Annotated in this window: 16 protein-coding genes and 1 rRNA gene; 10 read left to right on the top strand and 7 right to left on the bottom strand. The window is 43.0% G+C overall.

Going from position 1 to position 18,206, the window contains the following annotated elements; genetic code table 11:
- Window positions 1-16 precede the first annotated feature (16 nt).
- The 6 genes from rrf to JMX83_RS13550 all read left to right on the top strand — a co-directional run bounded on the left by rrf (window position 17) and on the right by JMX83_RS13550 (window position 5,310).
- Window positions 17-130 (top strand): 5S ribosomal RNA (gene rrf / locus JMX83_RS13575).
- 324 nt (window positions 131-454) lie between these two features.
- A complete protein-coding gene (locus tag JMX83_RS13570) occupies window positions 455-1,516 on the top strand; it encodes a TRAP transporter substrate-binding protein (protein WP_201602798.1) in 1,062 nt (353 codons plus the stop codon).
- Window positions 1,517-1,533: 17 nt separating this feature from the next.
- Window positions 1,534-2,061 carry a TRAP transporter small permease gene (locus tag JMX83_RS13565; protein ID WP_201602796.1) on the top strand — a complete coding sequence of 176 codons (528 nt, stop codon included), beginning with the start codon at window positions 1,534-1,536 and terminating at the stop codon, window positions 2,059-2,061.
- On the top strand, window positions 2,058-3,347 hold the full coding sequence (locus JMX83_RS13560) for a TRAP transporter large permease (protein ID WP_201602794.1): 1,290 nt from the start codon (window positions 2,058-2,060) through the stop codon (window positions 3,345-3,347). The genes JMX83_RS13565 and JMX83_RS13560 overlap by 4 nt, the downstream gene beginning before the upstream one ends.
- 263 nt (window positions 3,348-3,610) lie before the next feature.
- Entirely contained in the window at window positions 3,611-4,663 is a 1,053-nt protein-coding gene (locus JMX83_RS13555) for a 5'-nucleotidase (protein WP_201602791.1), read from the top strand.
- A gap of 41 nt (window positions 4,664-4,704) precedes the next feature.
- Window positions 4,705-5,310 carry a rhomboid family intramembrane serine protease gene (locus JMX83_RS13550; protein ID WP_201602788.1) on the top strand — a complete coding sequence of 202 codons (606 nt, stop codon included), beginning with the start codon at window positions 4,705-4,707 and terminating at the stop codon, window positions 5,308-5,310.
- An 80-nt stretch (window positions 5,311-5,390) separates the two neighbouring features.
- Here JMX83_RS13550 and JMX83_RS13545 read toward each other — a convergent pair whose 3' ends face one another.
- The 4 genes from JMX83_RS13545 to JMX83_RS13530 all read right to left on the bottom strand — a co-directional run bounded on the left by JMX83_RS13545 (window position 5,391) and on the right by JMX83_RS13530 (window position 10,736).
- Window positions 5,391-5,939, bottom strand: coding sequence for a hypothetical protein (locus tag JMX83_RS13545; protein WP_201602785.1), 549 nt, complete (start codon window positions 5,937-5,939; stop codon window positions 5,391-5,393).
- 144 nt (window positions 5,940-6,083) lie between these two features.
- Complete coding sequence (locus tag JMX83_RS13540) at window positions 6,084-7,952, bottom strand: sodium:solute symporter family protein (RefSeq protein ID WP_201602782.1); 1,869 nt, start codon at window positions 7,950-7,952, stop codon at window positions 6,084-6,086.
- Window positions 7,953-7,955: 3 nt separating this feature from the next.
- Entirely contained in the window at window positions 7,956-8,216 is a 261-nt protein-coding gene (locus JMX83_RS13535) for a DUF4212 domain-containing protein (RefSeq protein ID WP_058024780.1), read from the bottom strand.
- 882 nt (window positions 8,217-9,098) lie between these two features.
- Window positions 9,099-10,736 carry an electron transfer flavoprotein-ubiquinone oxidoreductase gene (locus JMX83_RS13530; RefSeq protein ID WP_201602800.1) on the bottom strand — a complete coding sequence of 546 codons (1,638 nt, stop codon included), beginning with the start codon at window positions 10,734-10,736 and terminating at the stop codon, window positions 9,099-9,101.
- A 478-nt stretch (window positions 10,737-11,214) separates the two neighbouring features.
- On the opposite strand from JMX83_RS13530, the gene JMX83_RS13525 reads away from it, so the two are divergent.
- The 4 genes from JMX83_RS13525 to JMX83_RS13510 all read left to right on the top strand — a co-directional run bounded on the left by JMX83_RS13525 (window position 11,215) and on the right by JMX83_RS13510 (window position 14,805).
- Window positions 11,215-11,934, top strand: coding sequence for a DUF1285 domain-containing protein (locus JMX83_RS13525; protein ID WP_201602779.1), 720 nt, complete (start codon window positions 11,215-11,217; stop codon window positions 11,932-11,934).
- Window positions 11,935-12,199: 265 nt separating this feature from the next.
- Entirely contained in the window at window positions 12,200-13,090 is an 891-nt protein-coding gene (gene murI, locus JMX83_RS13520; protein ID WP_227675874.1) for a glutamate racemase, read from the top strand.
- 165 nt (window positions 13,091-13,255) lie between these two features.
- Window positions 13,256-14,269 carry a DUF4062 domain-containing protein gene (locus JMX83_RS13515; protein WP_201602773.1) on the top strand — a complete coding sequence of 338 codons (1,014 nt, stop codon included), beginning with the start codon at window positions 13,256-13,258 and terminating at the stop codon, window positions 14,267-14,269.
- 236 nt (window positions 14,270-14,505) lie between these two features.
- Window positions 14,506-14,805: a hypothetical protein gene (locus JMX83_RS13510; RefSeq protein WP_114701879.1), complete on the top strand. Its 300-nt coding sequence runs from the start codon at window positions 14,506-14,508 to the stop codon at window positions 14,803-14,805.
- A gap of 121 nt (window positions 14,806-14,926) precedes the next feature.
- On the opposite strand, the gene JMX83_RS13505 is transcribed toward JMX83_RS13510, so the two are convergent.
- The 3 genes from JMX83_RS13505 to tmpT all read right to left on the bottom strand — a co-directional run bounded on the left by JMX83_RS13505 (window position 14,927) and on the right by tmpT (window position 18,054).
- Window positions 14,927-16,387, bottom strand: a complete 1,461-nt coding sequence (locus JMX83_RS13505; protein ID WP_201602770.1) for a lytic murein transglycosylase — start codon at window positions 16,385-16,387, stop codon at window positions 14,927-14,929.
- A gap of 239 nt (window positions 16,388-16,626) precedes the next feature.
- On the bottom strand, window positions 16,627-17,340 hold the full coding sequence (locus tag JMX83_RS13500; protein ID WP_201602768.1) for a DUF1499 domain-containing protein: 714 nt from the start codon (window positions 17,338-17,340) through the stop codon (window positions 16,627-16,629).
- 60 nt (window positions 17,341-17,400) lie between these two features.
- The gene (tmpT, locus tag JMX83_RS13495) at window positions 17,401-18,054 is read right to left on the bottom strand and encodes a thiopurine S-methyltransferase (RefSeq protein WP_201602766.1); all 654 of its coding nucleotides are present in this window, start codon (window positions 18,052-18,054) and stop codon (window positions 17,401-17,403) included.
- Between the last annotated feature and the right edge of the window lie 152 nt (window positions 18,055-18,206).

Raw genomic sequence — 18,206 nt, 5'->3', positions numbered from 1 at the left:
CTTTGTAACCCCCTTTGCTGACGACAATAGCGCGATGGCCCCACCTGATCCCTTCCCGAACTCAGAAGTGAAACATCGTTGCGCCAATGGTAGTGTGGTTCGCCCATGTGAGAGTAGGTCATCGTCAGCTCTCTATTCTGAAATATCCCCCGACTAGTTATCTAGGCGGGGGATTTTCTTTGTTTACAGGAAAATTTTGTGTGACCCTGTAGCAATGACTGTTGATAACTAGATCAGTCATTTCCAAAATACCTGAAAACCTAAATCAATTGCTCTTATATATCATCAAAATGATTTGACTTCTATCATTATAGCTGCTAATTTTAAAATATATTTTTATTACAGGTACGTAAAGAATATATTGATCTTTTGTAAATGACTAAGCCTCGTATGGTTTAGATTATCTACTTATGTGATCTACTCCTATCCTCACAATTATCAAAAGGAATTGATAATGAAGTTAGCTCCTCTTTTTTCAATTGGCGCTTTAGCCGCTATTAGTCTTTTCGGCTGTTCTAACCAATCTGCTGACACCACTGATGGTTCTTCAGCAACTTCTCAAGAAACCACTGTCTTACGTTTTTCACACTTTTGGCCAGCAACGTCATCTATTAGCACTGAAGTTTTTGAGCCGTGGGCCAAACAAATAGAGACAGACTCTGATGGTCGCCTAAAAATTGAATTATATCCTTCAGCAGGTCTTGCTAAAGCAGATGTGACTTATGAGTCTGCCACTAAAGGTACGATCGATATCGGATCACAAGCACATGGTTATACCAATGGTCGCTTCCCATTAACTCAGATTACTGAGCTACCAGGGCTATCAAATTCAGCCACGCAAATGGGTTGTATGCTTCAGACTCTTTATGACGATGGCACACTTGCTGGTGAGTATGAGGATTCTCATTTGCTATTTATGTATGGCGCTGGGCCTGGCTCACTTCACACGACGGACAAACTGATCCGAACGCCTGAAGATATGAAAGGAATGCGTATTCGTCGTCCTTCTGCAGTTGCCGGCGATATTATAGAAAGTGCTGGTGCGTCACCAGTCGGTTTACCTGCAAACGATATGTATACTTCTTTGCAGCGCGGCGTTGTCGATGGTTTGAGTTTCCCTTGGGAGGCAGTAACGGCTTTTAAAATTGATGAGATTACCAAATATCATACTAACATTCCTTTTTATAGTTCAGCGCTTATGGTCACTATGAATAAGGACAAATACGACAGTTTGCCTGATGACTTAAAACAAGTATTAGATAAGAATTCAGGAATGGCCATGGCCAATAAGGTTGGGGAAGTATTTGATAAGCACGATCAAATGGCAATACAAGCCGCTAAAGATAAGGGGGACGAAATTGTTGAAATTCCTGATCCGCTAAACGATCCAGATTGGAAAGGCCCACTCGAAAAAGGAACGCAAAAATATCTGAAAGATGTTAATGCTTTGGGTTTGGATGCTGATGGTGTCTATGAAAAAGCAAAAGCTGCTAGTGCTGCCTGTAAAGTGGTCTAATCCATTGGAGGTACAACATGACCCTACTAGTCAAGCTCAGCGTCCTAATCTCAAGACTGTGCCAGTTTATCGGCGGCATCAGTCTCATCATTATCGTCCTCACCACCATGACTGATGTCGTCGCCCGTTACATCTTCAAGCTCACGGGTGGTGAGTTCGGTTTCACCGTCAAAGGCTCGGTTGAGATCGTCTCCTATTTCATGCTATTTGCACTGCTCGCCGCCTTTGCCGCCTTTGTCGAGCGCTCGCAAATCATCGTCGACGTCTTCACCCAGAAGATGCCCCAGTCTATCAAAGGCTATATGATGGGTGTCTTTATGCTTGGCTTCTTTGTCATCGGCATCGTCTTTGCCTGGGGACTCTATGAGAGCGCCATTGACGCCATGGAATTTGGCAAAGTCACCCAAGATTTGCGTATCTCCATGATGCCAATTTATCTCATCAGTGCTTTGTTAAGCGCTTTACTGGCCATACGCTCACTGATCGAATCCATCAACATCTTTAAAACAGGCGAATTCTTTGACGCCGAGGAGACAGGCGCATGAGTCCAGAAATTATCGGCGCCATTGGCCTTGTAGTCATGATCTTGCTCGTCGTCATTCGTGTTCCCGTCGCCCTTGCTATGCTTGGTGTGGGCTTGGTTGGTTTTGGTGCGGTCACTGCGCCCAGTGGTGCCTTACAAATGCTCAAAGACATTCCAGTCGATGTCTTAGCGAAATATGATTTCAGTGCCATTCCTTTATTTATCCTAATGGGCGTGTTTGCGACCCATTCTGGTATGGCAGGTAAGCTGTTTGAAGCCACTCGAACCATCTTTGGTGGGGTGAGGGGCAGTCTGGGTATTGCTGGTATCGGCTCCTCCGGTATCTTTGCGTCTATCTCAGGGTCTTCTCTCGCCACCGCCTCAACCATGACCAAAGTAGCTCTACCGCAAATGGAGAAGTATGGCTATCAACCCGGCTTTGCCTGCGGTATTTTAGCCGCTGGTGGTACGCTCGGTATCATGATCCCGCCCAGTATTGCTTTACTGGTCTACGCTATCTTAACCCAGCAGTCGGTCGGTGACATGTTTATCGCAGGCTTCTTACCAGGGATGCTCGGCATGGTGATGTACTCCATCACGGTGATGATCATGGTGCGCTGGAAACCACATCTTGCGAAGCGCGGTGAGAGAACCTCTTGGAAAGCCAAGCTTGTATCATTGACTGGCCTGATCCCTTTTAGCTTTATCTTTATCGTGATTATCGCGGGTATCTTCTTTGGGCTATTCACGCCAACAGAAGGGGCAGCCGTCGGTGCTTTTGTCTCTTGGGCTTATGCGTTTGCCAAAGGCATGCGTCTAGATGGGTTAAAACAGTCATTGATTGAGACCTTGGCGCTGTCTGCGGTGGTGTTCTTTATGCTGCTGGGTGCAGAGGCATTAGGTTACTTTATCTCGGTGTCGCGCTTGTCTTATACGCTGGCGTCCTGGATCGGTGGCTTGGCGGTCAGTCCGATGATTGTGCTGATCTGTATTTTGATCATGTACTTCTTGCTGGGTCTGTTTATGGATGCACTAGCGATGCTGGTGATTACAATCCCTGTGGTGTATCCGATCATTCTAGCATTGGGGTTTGATCCAGTATGGTTCGGTATTATTGCGGTGTTGACGGTGGAGCTTGGACTGATTACGCCGCCAATGGGGATGAATATCTTTGTGATTAAGGCGATGGCACCGCATATTAAGCTGAGTGATATGTTCCGCGGGGTAGCACCATTTATTGTGTCGGACTTGGTTAGATTGGTTATCTTAGTAGCGTTCCCTGCGATCTCATTAGTGCTGTTGGGGTAGTTTGAATCCAAATCCAAGCGTATAAAGTCATTGTATTTTAGTGCAGCAGATTTTCTAATCGTTAAGAAGCCATATTGCTAATAGAGCAGTGTGGCTTTTTTATTGGCTAATGCTTTTTCCAAGAATGAAGAGCAGAATATCTTGCAAATTCATGATCTGAGACGCTGCATTATGGTAACTTTTCTTAGTATTATAAAGGCTTGTGAATGTAGTAAACTGGTCTGCATTCATTCCCCTGTATAATTTCATAAGTAGAGATAGTCATGGCTGTCGATTTTACTAATACGCTCATCGTCGCAATTTCTGCAACGGCACTTTTTGATTTAACAGAGTCAGAAAACCACTTGCTAGAACTGCTAGATCAAAGGCCCGCAAGCGCCATAAAAGAGTTTCGAGACTATATGATAGAGCGTGAGAATGACGCTCTAAATATTGGCGCCGGCTACCCACTGATTAAAGCATTACTAAATTTAAATGAATATTGTGATGATAACGAGCGTAAGGATTCAGACATTGAAACACCTTTGGTTGAAGTCGTTATCGTCTCAAAAAGTAGTCCAGATACAGGCATTCAAGTACTCAATGCTATTTTAGAGCATGATATCAATATTTCACGCTCAGCATTTATCTCAGGCAGTCCTGTGGCTCCCTATATTAAAGACTTCAATGTCGATCTGTTTTTGACCACCAATCGCGAAGATGCGCAGCAAGTGGCTGATGCCAATATCTGTGCCTGTGCCATATTGGACGCTACTCCTGTCAATACCTATGAGTTAGATACTGATCAGCTACGTATTGCCTTCGATGGCGATGCGGTGTTGTTTGATGATTCGGGTGAGTTACTATATAAGCAAAAGGGGCTACGAGCTTTTCATGATCGTGAAGTACAAATGCGTGATTTACCGATTGAAAAAGGCCCTTACGCTGAGCTATTGATTAAACTGTCAAATTTACAGGAACGTTTACCAGCTGGTTTGCAATATTCTCCAATCAAAATTGCGCTTGTGACCGCTCGTAATGCACCTGCTGATTTGCGCGCTATCAAAACGCTACGAGAGTGGGGCGTAAATGTCGATATGGCATTTTTTTTAGGAGGGCTGGAAAAAACAGCAGTGCTTAGAACGTTTGCACCACATATATTCTTTGATGATTCAATCAAGCATATCGATGCAGCACGTCGATTTATACCTACGGCCTTGGTTCCTTATCGTTCCACGTCGTTACTGCACGGTGATAGCTATCTAACTACTGATAAAGACGCAACATTATTGTCATTCAAGCCTGCTGTGCGCCCACTATTTGCAGTAAATCATTGAAGCATATACAGACAAGCGAAATCTAAACAATAGGATGGTATATGAATTGGCAGCAATTGCTCAACTTGATTGTAGCGCGAATAAAGCAGGTTGTTGGTTTATACGCTTTTGTACTCATACCGATGTGGGGTATGTTTTTCTTAAATGAAGTGGCGCTATTTGGACTGTGGAATATCTTTGGGATTGTACCGCGTGCGTTAGATGTGGGCAGCATGATCGGGGTATTCGCCTCATGGACGATGCATGGCAATTTGTCACACTTAATTGGCAACACGGTGACGCTATTACAAATTTTGTTTTTATTTGGATTGTTTGAGAAAAACGCCTATCGCACGATTATCAAGTTGGTCATCGCTTCAGGATTGGTTACTTGGGTGATTGGGTCGCCATCTTCTATTCATATTGGTGCATCAGGATTATGTTTTGCGATGTTCGGTTATATGATAGGCGGTGCTGTGTTTGCTCGGCGTTGGGGTTATCTGATGGCTTGTATTGTCATGGGCACTGGCTATTGGCTAACCATTAAGCAAGGACTGATGCCGCAACAAGGAATCTCGTTTGCAGCACATTTTGGTGGTTTGTGTGCTGGGCTATTGCTAGGAGCCAATTCAAAACATACTTATTCAGCCACGGCTCAGCGTTATTAATTTAATCAAGTGAGCAATCTTTTAGAACTTTTTATATAACCGCTTTTTACATAGTTACTATGTCTATGAGTGATGCCGTATCAGGTTTTTTGGTCAGTACAGATACTGATAAACAGAGGGTCATCTGTTGCTAGCTTATACCATGCGGTGGTTTGTTTGACATGCTCATCAATCGTGAGCTTACTACCTTTTTCTGGTATGACGTAATCTGCACGTGCAGGCGCATTGCAATCGATAACCTGTGCAACTTTTTCGACACTTCTTCGTCTTTCAAATAAGTATAAATTGACCAAATGCACATCTGGATCGTCTACTTGTACGCTAGCATTACCGATATCTGCCGCGATAAAACGTAATATTTGTGGCTTAGCATAAGACCATGGGCGGAACCACTGCGTACTTTTTGCTACTTTGACAACTTCTACGCCTTCTGGCAGCTCTCGCACTTGTTGACCATACCAGCTATATTCTTGGTTTATCTGAAAGGCAAAAATACCAATTGCTGCAAACAATGGGATTAGCCATTTAGGGGTACGTTTGCCTGCCAATTTGCTGAAGTGAGTTATGATTAGTGCTAGTCCAGCCATCCCAAACGCGGCAGCCATCGTGGCGATAAACTCAAAAAGCATAAAATATTCCTTAATGGGGTATGTGTATTCAATCAAGCTGAATTAATTACATTTTATTATAAGTATAAAATAAAAAATCACTCACAAGCAGCTGCTGCCTGTGAGTGATATATAGTAACAGAAGATATATCCTCAACTGTGAGCTTAGTGGTCGATTGCACCGCCCGCGCCACGTGGAGAACGTACGCTCTCAACCAGCTCTTGAATATGTACTGGTGGTGGAGCAGTCGCATAAGATACTGCGAATGCCACGATGAAGTTAAGTAAGGCACCAACCGCACCAAAAGATAGCGGTGAAATACCAAATAACCAGTACTCTTCAGTATCAGGGAAATTCGCAGTACCACTGATAAAGAACCAACCTTTGAAGACAAAGATATACACTAGGATAGTAATCAAGCCTGTTAACATCCCAGCGATAGCGCCTAGGTTGTTAATACGCTTAGAGAAAATCCCCATCATTAGTGCAGGGAACAGTGAAGCGCCTGCAATACCGAAGGCCAATGCAACGACCTGTGCGGCAAATCCTGGTGGATTAATACCCAGATAAGTCGCTACTACGATTGCAACGCCCATTGTAATACGAGCATACTTGAGCTCTTGTTTATCAGTGATGTTTGGGTTTAGGTTACGTTTGATCAAGTCATGGCTAATCGCTGAGGAAATCGCAAGTAGTAGACCGGCTGCTGTTGATAGTGCTGCTGCCAAACCACCTGCAGCGATAAGACCAATAACCCATGATGGAAGATTGGCGATTTCTGGGTTAGCGAGTACTAAGATGTCATTGTTCACATCCAGCTCGTTACCTGCCCATCCAGCATTGGCAAAACGACCATCCATTTCTGCATCATGTGCAATGCGAGCTGTTTCTACCGCTGCGGTAGCTGCAGCAACATCGCCACCATCCGCTTCAGCGGTGTTAAGCGCTACTTGAGCGGCACCAAGTCCACTGTCGTTATACAGCTGGATACGACCATCATTGTTTAGATCGTTATACTTGATAAGTCCTGTGTCTTCCCATGTTGCCATCCAGTCTGGACGTTGATCATATTCTAAAGGTGCTTCTGCAACCCCTTGTGGATAGACCGTATCAATGAGGTTGAGACGAGCCATCGCACCTACCGCTGGCGCAGTAAAGTACAATAGCGAGATGAATACTAGTGTCCAACCCGCTGTCCAACGTGCATCGGCTACTTTAGGAACCGTGAAAAAGCGAATGATAACGTGTGGTAGACCAGCTGTACCAATCATCAGTGATAGCGTAAATAACACCATGTTTAGCTTGTTAGGCACATCCGCCGTATAAGAGGCAAATCCTAAGTCAGTCACGACTTGGTTAAGCTTAGTTAAAATAGGAACGCCAGATTCGATGTGGTTTGAGAACAAACCAAGACCAGGAATTGGGTTACCTGTTAATTCAAGTGAGATAAATACAGCAGGAATGGTATACGCGACCATCAATACGACATATTGCGCAACCTGCGTATAAGTGATCCCTTTCATACCGCCTAACACCGCATAGAAGAATACAACGACAGCCGCAATGAGCAGACCCGTTGTGTTTTCAACTTCTAAGAAGCGTGAGAATGCAACGCCAGCACCAGTCATCTGACCGATAACATAGGTAGTCGAGGCGATAATCAAACAAACCACAGCAATCATGGCTGCTGTTTTGGAATAAAACCGGTCACCGATAAAATCAGGGACCGTGAATTTACCAAATTTACGTAGGTAAGGTGCTAAAAGCATAGCGAGTAGAACGTAACCGCCTGTCCAGCCCATGAGGTAGGTGGAGGCGCCATAACCACTAGCAGCAATAAGGCCTGCCATTGAGATGAATGACGCGGCACTCATCCAGTCAGCAGCGGTTGCCATACCGTTGACGACCGGATGCACTCCGCCGCCCGCAACATAAAATTCGCTGGTTGAACCAGCACGTGCCCAAATCGCAATCCCAAAATAAAGCGCGAAAGATAGACCTACAAAAATAATATTAATCGCAAATTGACTCATGATCTATTCCTCGTCTACGCCATATTGTTTATCTAGTTTATTCATACGCCAAGCGTAAAAGAAAATTAGAATAATAAAGACTACGATAGAGCCTTGTTGCGCAAACCAAAATCCTAAATCAGTACCACCGATTTTGATGCCCGCTAATAATGGACGTAACAAGATAGCAAAGCCATATGAGCATAGCGCCCAAATAATTAAACTACCTGTAATCAGACGAATATTGGCGCGCCAATATCCAGATGGATCGTTATGAGCTTTCATAGGACAACTCCTTTTGTCTTACCTAAAAAATATCAACCATACAAGAAGAGCTTGGGCTACTTTTTACGATGAACATCATGATAAAAAATAGACAGATACTACTTTATATAGTGACAATGAAGATGCGCAGGCGCATATCTATTTATCAGCAATTATTTAGCAAAAATAAATATCATTGTGGACATTACATTGATCCCTTAAATAAAAACTATCAAATAGCAAACCAGGGTTCATTGAGGAAGACAGAAGGGTAGGACTATCCGGTGTCTTTTTCACAATCTCGTCTTCCTGACAAGAGTCTTAATACTTTAACGCTTCAAACATTTATGCCGATTCATCTATATTGGCCGACTCATCCTTATTAGTAGCTATGAGGCCAGCATAGAATCATTCGAATTTCATCTTAGCACGATTCAACAGCGATAGTTACAACCAACAAAGCATAGACTGAAGTATATCTACTAAAAATCGGCTTGGTAAATATAGCGCTGAATATAAGCGATGCTAAAATTATACGACAAATATCCAGTTTGTGCTGATGAATTATTACTTAATATATTCTATAAAAAACAAATTGCAAAGATTATTTATCTCAAAAATAAATATAGAGAACCAATAATCAAACGTGATGGTCGCACGTCGCTTACTATTTATATTGTTCATACAATTTATTCAGTTTCGTCACTATTTGGAACTTTGCAAACTTGTCGATGGGTCTGAAGCCAATCGTGATGCTTGGACAGATTAAGCGGTACGGATGAAGCAAAATTGCTTGTGGTAGGCACAAAAAAACGCCCTTCTCTTAGAAAGAAGGGCGTTTTTTATTGAGGTATGATTTTTAATAACGATACATATACTATGCTAAATCAGAGTTATCCTGATTTACATGTTTGGATAGTTAGGACCACCGCCACCTTCTGGCGTTACCCAAGTGATGTTCTGCGAAGGGTCTTTGATATCACAGGTCTTACAATGTACACAGTTCTGAGCATTGATAACAAACTTAGCGCCTTCAGCATCTTTGACCACTTCGTATACACCCGCTGGGCAGTATAGACGCGCAGGCTCAGCATACAAAGGTAAGTTGATAGAGATAGGCACCGTAGGGTCAGTGAGTTTTAGATGCGTTGGTTGATCTTCTGCATGGTTGGTATTAGAGATAAATACCGACGACAATTTATCAAATACCAACTTACCATCAGGCTTGAGATAGGTTGGTTGATAAGCATGGTTGGCACGCTCTAACTGATCATAATCTGGGATATTGTCATGCAAAGTAAATGGCATTTTACCTTTTAGCAAGTTGTGCTCGATAAAGGTGAAAGCACCGCCCATGAATAGACCCATACGATGGATCGCAGGTGAAAAGTTGCGCGACTCGTAGTTATCTTGATATAACCATGACTCTTTGTACATAGTGGTATAAGCAACGACTTCGTCATGCTGACGCTCTGCTTGTAGCGCCTCAAAGATCGCTTCGGCGGCGAGCATACCTGACTTCATCGAGGTATGTGTGCCTTTGATTTTTGCTGGGTTCAAAAATCCAGCATCATCACCGACCAATACGCCACCTGGGAAGGTAAACTTCGGTAGTGAGTTTAGACCACCTTTGGTCAAAGCACGTGCGCCGTAAGAAATACGCTTACCGCCTTCTAGGACACTCTTGATGACAGGATGCGTTTTTAAGCGTTGCATCTCATCAAATGGAGAGACATAAGGGTTGTGGTAAGACAAATCGGCCACAAGACCAAAGCTTACTTGGTTGTTTTCATCAAAGTATAACCACCAGCCACCAGTTGAGCCAGTTTCAGTCAATGGCCAGCCAAGACCATGCATGACAACACCTTGCTCATGCTTATCAGGCTCAACTTCCCACAGCTCTTTTAGACCGATACCATAATGCTGAGGATCAGAGTCTTTATCTAGATCAAAACGGCTGATTAAGCGCTTACCCAAATGACCACGGCTACCTTCGGCAAAAATAGTGTATTTGGCAAGCAGCTCGTAACCAGGTTCAAAACTAGGCTTGGCTTCGCCATTAGCAGCCACACCCATATCACCCGTTAATACACCTCTTACCGAACCGTCATCGTTATATAAGATGTCATCGGCAGGGAAACCTGGGAACATCATGACTTCAAGCTCTTCTGCCTGCACAGCCAACCAACGAACGACATTACCCAATGAGACAATATAGTTGCCATCATTATGCATAGGCCCCGGAATCAACGAATGAGGTACTTTGGTTGAGCGAGTAGCAGAGTTTAGATAGTAAAAACGATCTTCTGTCGCTGGTACGTTGAGCGGCGCGCCTTTTTCTTTCCAGTCTGGAATCAGCTCATTGAGCGCACGTGGTTCAATGACAGCGCCAGATAACGTATGGGCACCAAATTCAGAGCCTTTTTCGACCACACACACCATAAATTCATCGTTACCGGCTTCAATAGCGAGCTGGCGCAGGCGAATAGCAGCAGAGAGACCTGCAGGTCCGCCGCCCACAATAATGACATCAAATTCCATTGATTCACGTTCGATCTCAGGTTCTGCTGCCACAGGCTCTACCACTGGTTCTGCTTTATCTAGTGTTGCGGTCTCTGTTGCTACTGGTGCGTCAGCGTTCACAGTATTACTATCAATAACTGGCGTTTGATTGTCTTGCTCTTGCATACCTACTCCTAAACTTTTAGTGGCTTATCTCAGGGCATCATTAGCTTAACAACTGAATAATAGACTTGCGGTGCTAACGTCACTCAGACATATGGCTGCCCGATAAAAATGTGTCATCAATACAAAACCCACTTGACCATTTCAATAAAAAATCGTTACTCATTATAAAAGAAAAGTCCTACAAACACGATACGCATTTATGAGCAACGGTGTTAAGGTTATATCAAGGCAATGAAGGTATTTGGGCGATAAAGTTTCATCATACCTGAAACAAAAATTTATAGTAATAATAGATTTGCCAAACTTTGAATACTAAATAAAGGATTGAGCGATGAATAATGACAATAATCATGCTGATAGTAGTCGTGAAAATAACGTAGAAGCTCCAAGTGGCAAGGGTTCTGGTTTGAATAGCATGGATGCGCTAAGTCACTATCTTAAGTCCACAGCTGGGGCACGTGAAGGACGTGCAATACCGCCACTCGAAAAGTGGCACCCTGAAGATATCGCTGATATGGACTTAATTATCAAAGCAAATGGGGAGTGGTGGCATGAGGGTGGGCAGATGACCAGAGAGTCACTTGTCAGTTTATTTGCGACTATTTTGTGGAAAGAAGAAAATAATGGCGTTATCGAATACTTTTTGAAAACCCCAGTACAAAAAATCCGTATTCAAGTAGAAGATGCACCACTGTTGATTAACGATGTTGGCATTGTTCAGGAAGATGATATGAGCTGGTTGGAGTTCACGACGACGACCGGTGATGTGGTACGCTTGGATAATGAGCATCCTATTATATTAAAAGCGTATAATCCTAAAAGTGATGATACGGTAAATGAAGCTGTCAGTACTGAGCACACTCTAGACACAGCAACTCAAATACAAGTACGCCCTTATATGCTTGTCAGAAATGGCTTGATGGCGCTGATTGGGCGCAATACCTTTTATCATCTGACAGAGATTGGTGAGCTAACAGAGCATAATGGTGAGACAATACTAACGTTACAAAGCGGCAGTGAGTCCTATTCATTATCGATGCCAGTCAATTAAGTAACAATAAATAGTACGCTATTGATTGTTATAATGTGAGCTGCTGGGTTACTAACCGATACCACGATATGGATAAGCTACAAGAGATTTAACGGGATAACGAGAGACATAAGCGGCGTGAAGATAATATGTATACAAAAATGGCGGTAGCGTAGAGATGGCTATTACTGCAAATCACATGATGAAAGTGACGACAATGCGAGCAAATGTTTTGGATGGTAGCGCTTTCAAAAATCCTGCCATTCATAAAGCAAGTATCCATTCGATGGCTATCGATACGGCCGCGAGTAATACCGCTCGCAGTGCTCCCATTGGGTTGTTTGACTCCGGCGTTGGCGGCTTATCGATCTATTTGCATTTAGCCCAGCAACTACCTAATGAACGCTATATATATTACGCTGATACCTTAAATGTTCCTTATGGCAATCGTGAAAGTGAAGATATCGAAGCGCTTACTTTAAAAGCAATAGAATGGTTATATCAACAAGGCTGCAAGCTCATTGTTATCGCTTGTAATAGCGCATCAGCTTATGCTTTGGATACAGCAAGAAAATGTTATCCGCAATTACCTATCGTGGGCTTGGTACCTGCTTTAAAGCCCGCCGTACTGGCAAGTAAAAGTGGACATGTGGCGGTATTGGCTACCAAAGCCACTTTAAATGGGTCATTACTCAATGATGTCATTGCTAGTTTTGCCAATCCTAATAGCACAGTGGTTACCAAGTATTTTGATCCACAACTGGTGCCTTGGGTAGAGGCTGGCATGCCAGTTGAAGATGAGACGGCTCAGCGTCTACGCCAACAGCTACGGGCATTTGCTAATGAAGGTATTGACCAGCTAGTGCTCGGCTGTACACATTATCCATTTTTTAAATCGTTTTTATTAGACGAAATTGCACAGCAGCAGTTATCGATACAGGTGGTTGACTCTGGGCAGGCAATCGCTGAGCGAGTTAAGCAGCTATTGGTCGCAAATCAGATGTCAGCCACTCTTGATAATGAGACAAGTACTCAGGATTTGAGTGCGATTAATAAGACAAATGTTGATATCAGACTGCCATTAACTTTCCATGCTACCAAATATAGTGATAGACTAAGCGCTTTGATTGAGCGTTTACTTGGTAAAGAGACAGTATTGCAATACTATCCTGAGTAATTGCTAGTAAAGTTATTTGCGCCAATCCCTTGCCTATAGCATGGATTTTATTAAAATAGATCAAATACATTTTTGTAAGATTAATCACAGCTACGCCAAGAAAGATATTTGTGCTCTATTTCATCTCATGCCCTTTTATGCCGCAACCTAAGCTCAGAGGTAATCGTGCCACATCGCCGCTATCATATTCATGTTATATGTGCTGACAACGATCAATTATTGGTGTTGGACAGCGTAGCGATATTTTTTCAGGCACGTGCGTTTTTGACTTATGACGTGTCCAGTAAGCTACCAAAATCCTCGCTATATGGTCGACAATGCATCGATTCTTGTGATTATGCGTTGATGATCATTGGTGACAGCTATGGAACAGTGCAAAAGACAGGCGTTAGTCAAATGCATTTAAGTTATCTGAATGCAAAAGCCAAACTCAAGCCGCTACTGATCTTAGTCAAAAATCACTATCAAGAGGCTGGTATCAGTCGCCAATTACAAGAGCTTGTCAAACTAGTATCTAAGCAAGACAATCAAATATATTATTACGATACAGAGGACGATATCGAAGCGTTACTCGTACAAGCATACTACAACGCAGTAGCCAGTCATAAAGTGACAGGTGGCTGGGTGAGAGCGACCGAGGAGATGATTAAGTTTAGTAATCAAACCATCGCTGAAAGGTTTGCGGATCTCTTATCTAAGAATAAGAATATAAACATAAATACCAAGAAAGAAAGTTCTGTTGATGAGGATTTTGGGGCTGACAATGTTAGCAAGCCGATCATACTGACAGAGACTTTTGATATTCAGTACAGTGCTCAAGCTTATGAAGGTGGGAACTTAAAAGATGTCACTAGAAGCATAACGCTATCTTGGCAAGAAATATTAGCGACTTTAGTGAAAATACCGTCTACATTTTCGAGCTATGGGCTACAAAATGCCATTAATCGCCTAATCGCTCCAAAAGCTGAGATAGATATCAAAAGTGACATGCCAAACGTTCATGCTGTCTCACGCTGCCAAATCTCTCAAGATGATCTCAATCACTTACAGCGTCAGCTGGTAAGCGCAAACTGGATACAATTGACGACCTACGGTACGCGTTTGTCACAAGAGCTTTGGAAGCTCACGTTTTATGCAAAAAACTTATTAGAAAATGAGAATTCTCAAACGTCTGAATAAGATCAACCCTCATGACTGCCACCCTTTAATATCATCAAAAATCATCTGCAGAAATGCTCACGGTGACCATGACTACGTTTTGTAATACAAAGCATACGCGGCAATGGTTGTGAATCGGCTCAAGACTCGTGATAATAAGAACCATCAGATACTGATCTTATTTAGACAAAAAATTGTATTAAAATTAAAAATGCATAGAACGTACTACAATATTGACCGATTAAGGAGAGCACACAATGAGTAACGCTAAAAATGATGAGTTATTAAGAGAGCTTGATGGTCTAGAGAAAAGCATGCATGATGCTGATCAATTTCATACGCTAGAAGAACAAGTGGCAGATATGAAACGCCGCGGCATCGATCCAAGCCAAGCTTACAAAGATTTGGATAGAAAAGCAGAAGATGAAGACTGGGGCGATGCGACTTGGAAAGAAAATGGCAAGTGGGAGCCAAAAACAGCTGCTGATCTAGACGATAACGCTCGTGAAAACTGGGACGGTGACAACGGTAAACCAAATCCGCCACCTATTGTCTAAATCTTTCTTTAAATATCGATGTGATAGGTGAAGGTCTTCACTAGGCATCAAACATAAAAAAGCCACGCTAATCATAGCGTGGCTTTTTTAATGATTTACGATAGGACTATTCGGTACATTATTATGACCCTTCGTCAATGCGAACTAGCTTGATCGTACCATCAGCACTAGCAACACGGCGATAACGCGTATTGGTAGAGGTTGAAGGGCTTACCGATGGTTGAGAAGAATAGCTATTAGGCGTAGTGGTCTGTTGCTGAATCAGTTGTCCCATGCGATCGGCAGGCGCAGGGTTCAAAGGTCGGCTATTTGTTGGCTGACCGTACTGGACTTGACTTGGTGCTGCATTACCAACGATAGCACGATAGAACTTCTGACCTGCACGTCCATCTGCTGGGAAAATGCCTCGACTAGATTGGTATTGCTGGATAGCGGTACGGGTATTGTCTCCAATGATGCCATCAACACCGCCAATATCATATCCTGCATTTAGCAAGGCTTGCTGAATATCTTTTGCTTGTTGGCGACTGATACCAGGATCATCTGTTGGCCAAGCGGTGATAAAGTCCGTTTTGCTACTGTCTTCACGAGTGATCAAATCTGATAAATGCGCGATAGCCAAGGCATAGTTTTCTGACGCATTATACGAGTAGAACGTATCAAAGTTTTTACCGACCAAAAACGCAGGACCATCGACACCAGCTGGTAGCAATAAACCCGCACTACTCAAGTCATAAGGCAGCGGACTGCCGTTAGTTAGCGTTAAACCTTGATTGCGCCAATGGCTGATAGACTTTTTGTCTTTGCGGTTAGAAGCCGCCCAAAATCCGTCAGGTAGTTTGACCTCGTAACCCCAAGGCTCGCCCGTACGATAACCACGTTTGTCCAAGAAATTTGCAGTAGAGGCAAGTGCATCAGGCACGCTATTAACGAGGTCACGACGACCATCACCGTCACCATCCACTGCTAGCTCTAAAAAGGTACTGGGCATAAACTGTGTCTGCCCAAACGCACCCGCCCATGATCCCGTCATGTCATTAGGTACGATATCGCCGTTTTGTACAATTTTTAGCGCATTGGCATACTCACCTTGGAAATAGCTTTGACGACGATCAAAGCAAGACAATGTCGCCAAAGATTCAAACAATGGTTTTTTGCCTAAGGTTTGACCAAAGTTAGACTCCACGCCCCATACCCCAAGTACATGCTCCGCTTTTACCCCGTAACGCGATTCGATTTGACGCAGGGTGTCGCGCCACTGACGCTTGGCACGGATACCATCTTCGACACGCTCTTTGTCTACTAGCGCTGAGAGATAATCCCAGACATCTTTTTGAAACTCTGGCTGATAGTTGAGCGACTGAATGACGCTAGGATCAGGCTGGCTTGGACGATAATTATTAAAAGTATAGCTGTTTACATCGCTAAATTTACTCGAGTTTTTTAGACCATCCAAACATTGCTGAAATTCGCTATTGGATAGATCCGGTGCTGGTGGCTGCGCGGCTTGAGCGGTGCTAGCGAGACTAATGCCGACCGCAACACTAAGCAGCGACAAGGTAGAGAGGGAAGTCAAACGCATGAAAATATCCTATAAACATCAAAGTGATTATTGAGAGAAAAAAGCAAAAGGTAAAAAAATGATATTAACGTAGAGTAACCAATCTAAACAGTAAAGAAAAGCTGTCGAAGTACTAAGATTATGAATGGTTACGATAAATTGACGATGGCGTGAGGTTAGGAGAGTATTTTGTTGAGCTAAAAGCTCAAAGCGTCAGACAGCATTTAAATTTCAGAGCTTTTCTAGCAAATAGAACCTATCTACTTAGCCAGCATATTATCTAGTTCATCAATCAACTTATGAACCCGCGCTGCGTTTTTACCCAGATCGCTACCACCAACTCGTGATTTACTGCGTATATCGACTAAACGTTCATTCTCGTTATCCATGATACGGACGACGACATCGTCTTTAAAGCCGAACCAAGCAGTGATGTCTGTCGCTTCTATGATGCCTTTATCTGCATCGATATTGACCAGCTCCCAACCCAAGTTTTCAATAGCTTGTGTGCTTGCCGCAATCAATTTAGGCTGCGTTTGGTCATAGCGCAATGTTTGTAGGTCAGGATAGCCGATACGCTGTTGTTCTGCTGTCTCAATACCATCATAAGCGACTGGATTAGGCGCATCAGCGCGTAGCGGGGCAATGGCAACAAATGCGGGCGGATTTACCAAATCGGTAGAAATATCATGAATGGGCGGTACGTTTTTGGCGGTATTCATCATACTAAGTGGAATAGCAATGGCAGTAATAGCAAGCACTGCTGAGATTAACGCGCTACCAATACTCGCTGTGTTTCGTTTAAATAATAGCTGTATGACTAATAGTATTAATGCGGCAATACCAGCAAACACACCAAATTTAAACCCTGCAAACGCAGTCGCTAACTCAATCATGCCAAACTTATAAAGTGGCCCTGCGAGCGCGACCAGTAAAACAGCGATCAAACTTATCAGACCAACGAATATTTTCATTCCGCTTTTTCCTTGTGATTGAATACTAACTCATCGCTGCGCAAACCAATTCTTTATTGGTTATTTCAATAGCCAAACATGCTCTGTGACGTTTAGATCAGGTGCAGATCCTATAGAAGAAGACTCACTTGCTAGCTCACAGAGCTGATAGTGATTGCCATAATATTGCTGTAGTTGTTCGCCATTAATAGAGAACGGCGGCCCATCCTTTTTACTTTGATCATAATTAAGAGTTATTAGCAATTGTGGCGCATTGTCGCTAACTTTACGTATCTGTTCGCTATAGTCGGGACGCATATCAGCTGGCAGGGCAATCAATGCCGCTCTATCATAGACTGCGTCAATATAATCAATGTCTTCAATAGATAATGAAAATATGTCAGCAACTAATATCTCTATTTTCTGATTTTCATGTTGCCAATGATAATATTTAATATTGGGGTTATGAGGGTGGTTAATTATCGTATGTAAAATACGATTTTCACTAAAAAACTCTTTGACGGCGGATTCAACCAACTCAACACCCACAATGTCATAACCCTGCGCTGCCAACCAAATCATATCTATTGATTTGCCACACAAAGGCACAAAGACACGGCTACCAGCTGGCAAGTTTAACTTTGACCAATATTTAATTAATAGTGGATTGACCTCTGACTGATGAAAGCCGGTATGTTTCTCTTGCCAACGGTTGTGCCAAAACTCAGGATTCATAGCTTAGGTCTCTATTATGCGCGTTTATATAGTGTATCAAATACAAAAGTGTTATAAGATAAAACATCTCAACAGATATACTTAATTATCATGACTTATTCACTAGACTATCGCAAACAAGTTCTTAAAAGCTTAGCAAATGGCATGACCTT

Origin of the sequence: Psychrobacter piscatorii (assembly GCF_904846415.1) — a bacterium.
GTDB classification, from domain to species: Bacteria; Pseudomonadota; Gammaproteobacteria; order Pseudomonadales; family Moraxellaceae; genus Psychrobacter; species Psychrobacter piscatorii.
This window is presented reverse-complemented; position numbering and strand designations above follow the sequence as displayed.

Bases quoted from the DNA above. Each gene is read 5' to 3' on its own strand.
- JMX83_RS13570 (WP_201602798.1), top strand. From the start codon at position 455: ATGAAGTTAGCTCCTCTTTTTTCAATTGGCGCTTTAGCCGCTATTAGT.
- JMX83_RS13565 (WP_201602796.1), top strand. From the start codon at position 1,534: ATGACCCTACTAGTCAAGCTCAGCGTCCTAATCTCAAGACTGTGCCAG.
- JMX83_RS13560 (WP_201602794.1), top strand. From the start codon at position 2,058: ATGAGTCCAGAAATTATCGGCGCCATTGGCCTTGTAGTCATGATCTTG.
- JMX83_RS13555 (WP_201602791.1), top strand. From the start codon at position 3,611: ATGGCTGTCGATTTTACTAATACGCTCATCGTCGCAATTTCTGCAACG.
- JMX83_RS13550 (WP_201602788.1), top strand. From the start codon at position 4,705: ATGAATTGGCAGCAATTGCTCAACTTGATTGTAGCGCGAATAAAGCAG.
- JMX83_RS13545 (WP_201602785.1), bottom strand. From the start codon at position 5,939: ATGCTTTTTGAGTTTATCGCCACGATGGCTGCCGCGTTTGGGATGGCT.
- JMX83_RS13540 (WP_201602782.1), bottom strand. From the start codon at position 7,952: ATGAGTCAATTTGCGATTAATATTATTTTTGTAGGTCTATCTTTCGCG.
- JMX83_RS13535 (WP_058024780.1), bottom strand. From the start codon at position 8,216: ATGAAAGCTCATAACGATCCATCTGGATATTGGCGCGCCAATATTCGT.
- JMX83_RS13530 (WP_201602800.1), bottom strand. From the start codon at position 10,736: ATGGAATTTGATGTCATTATTGTGGGCGGCGGACCTGCAGGTCTCTCT.
- JMX83_RS13525 (WP_201602779.1), top strand. From the start codon at position 11,215: ATGAATAATGACAATAATCATGCTGATAGTAGTCGTGAAAATAACGTA.
- murI (WP_227675874.1), top strand. From the start codon at position 12,200: ATGGCTATCGATACGGCCGCGAGTAATACCGCTCGCAGTGCTCCCATT.
- JMX83_RS13510 (WP_114701879.1), top strand. From the start codon at position 14,506: ATGAGTAACGCTAAAAATGATGAGTTATTAAGAGAGCTTGATGGTCTA.
- JMX83_RS13505 (WP_201602770.1), bottom strand. From the start codon at position 16,387: ATGCGTTTGACTTCCCTCTCTACCTTGTCGCTGCTTAGTGTTGCGGTC.
- JMX83_RS13500 (WP_201602768.1), bottom strand. From the start codon at position 17,340: ATGAAAATATTCGTTGGTCTGATAAGTTTGATCGCTGTTTTACTGGTC.
- tmpT (WP_201602766.1), bottom strand. From the start codon at position 18,054: ATGAATCCTGAGTTTTGGCACAACCGTTGGCAAGAGAAACATACCGGC.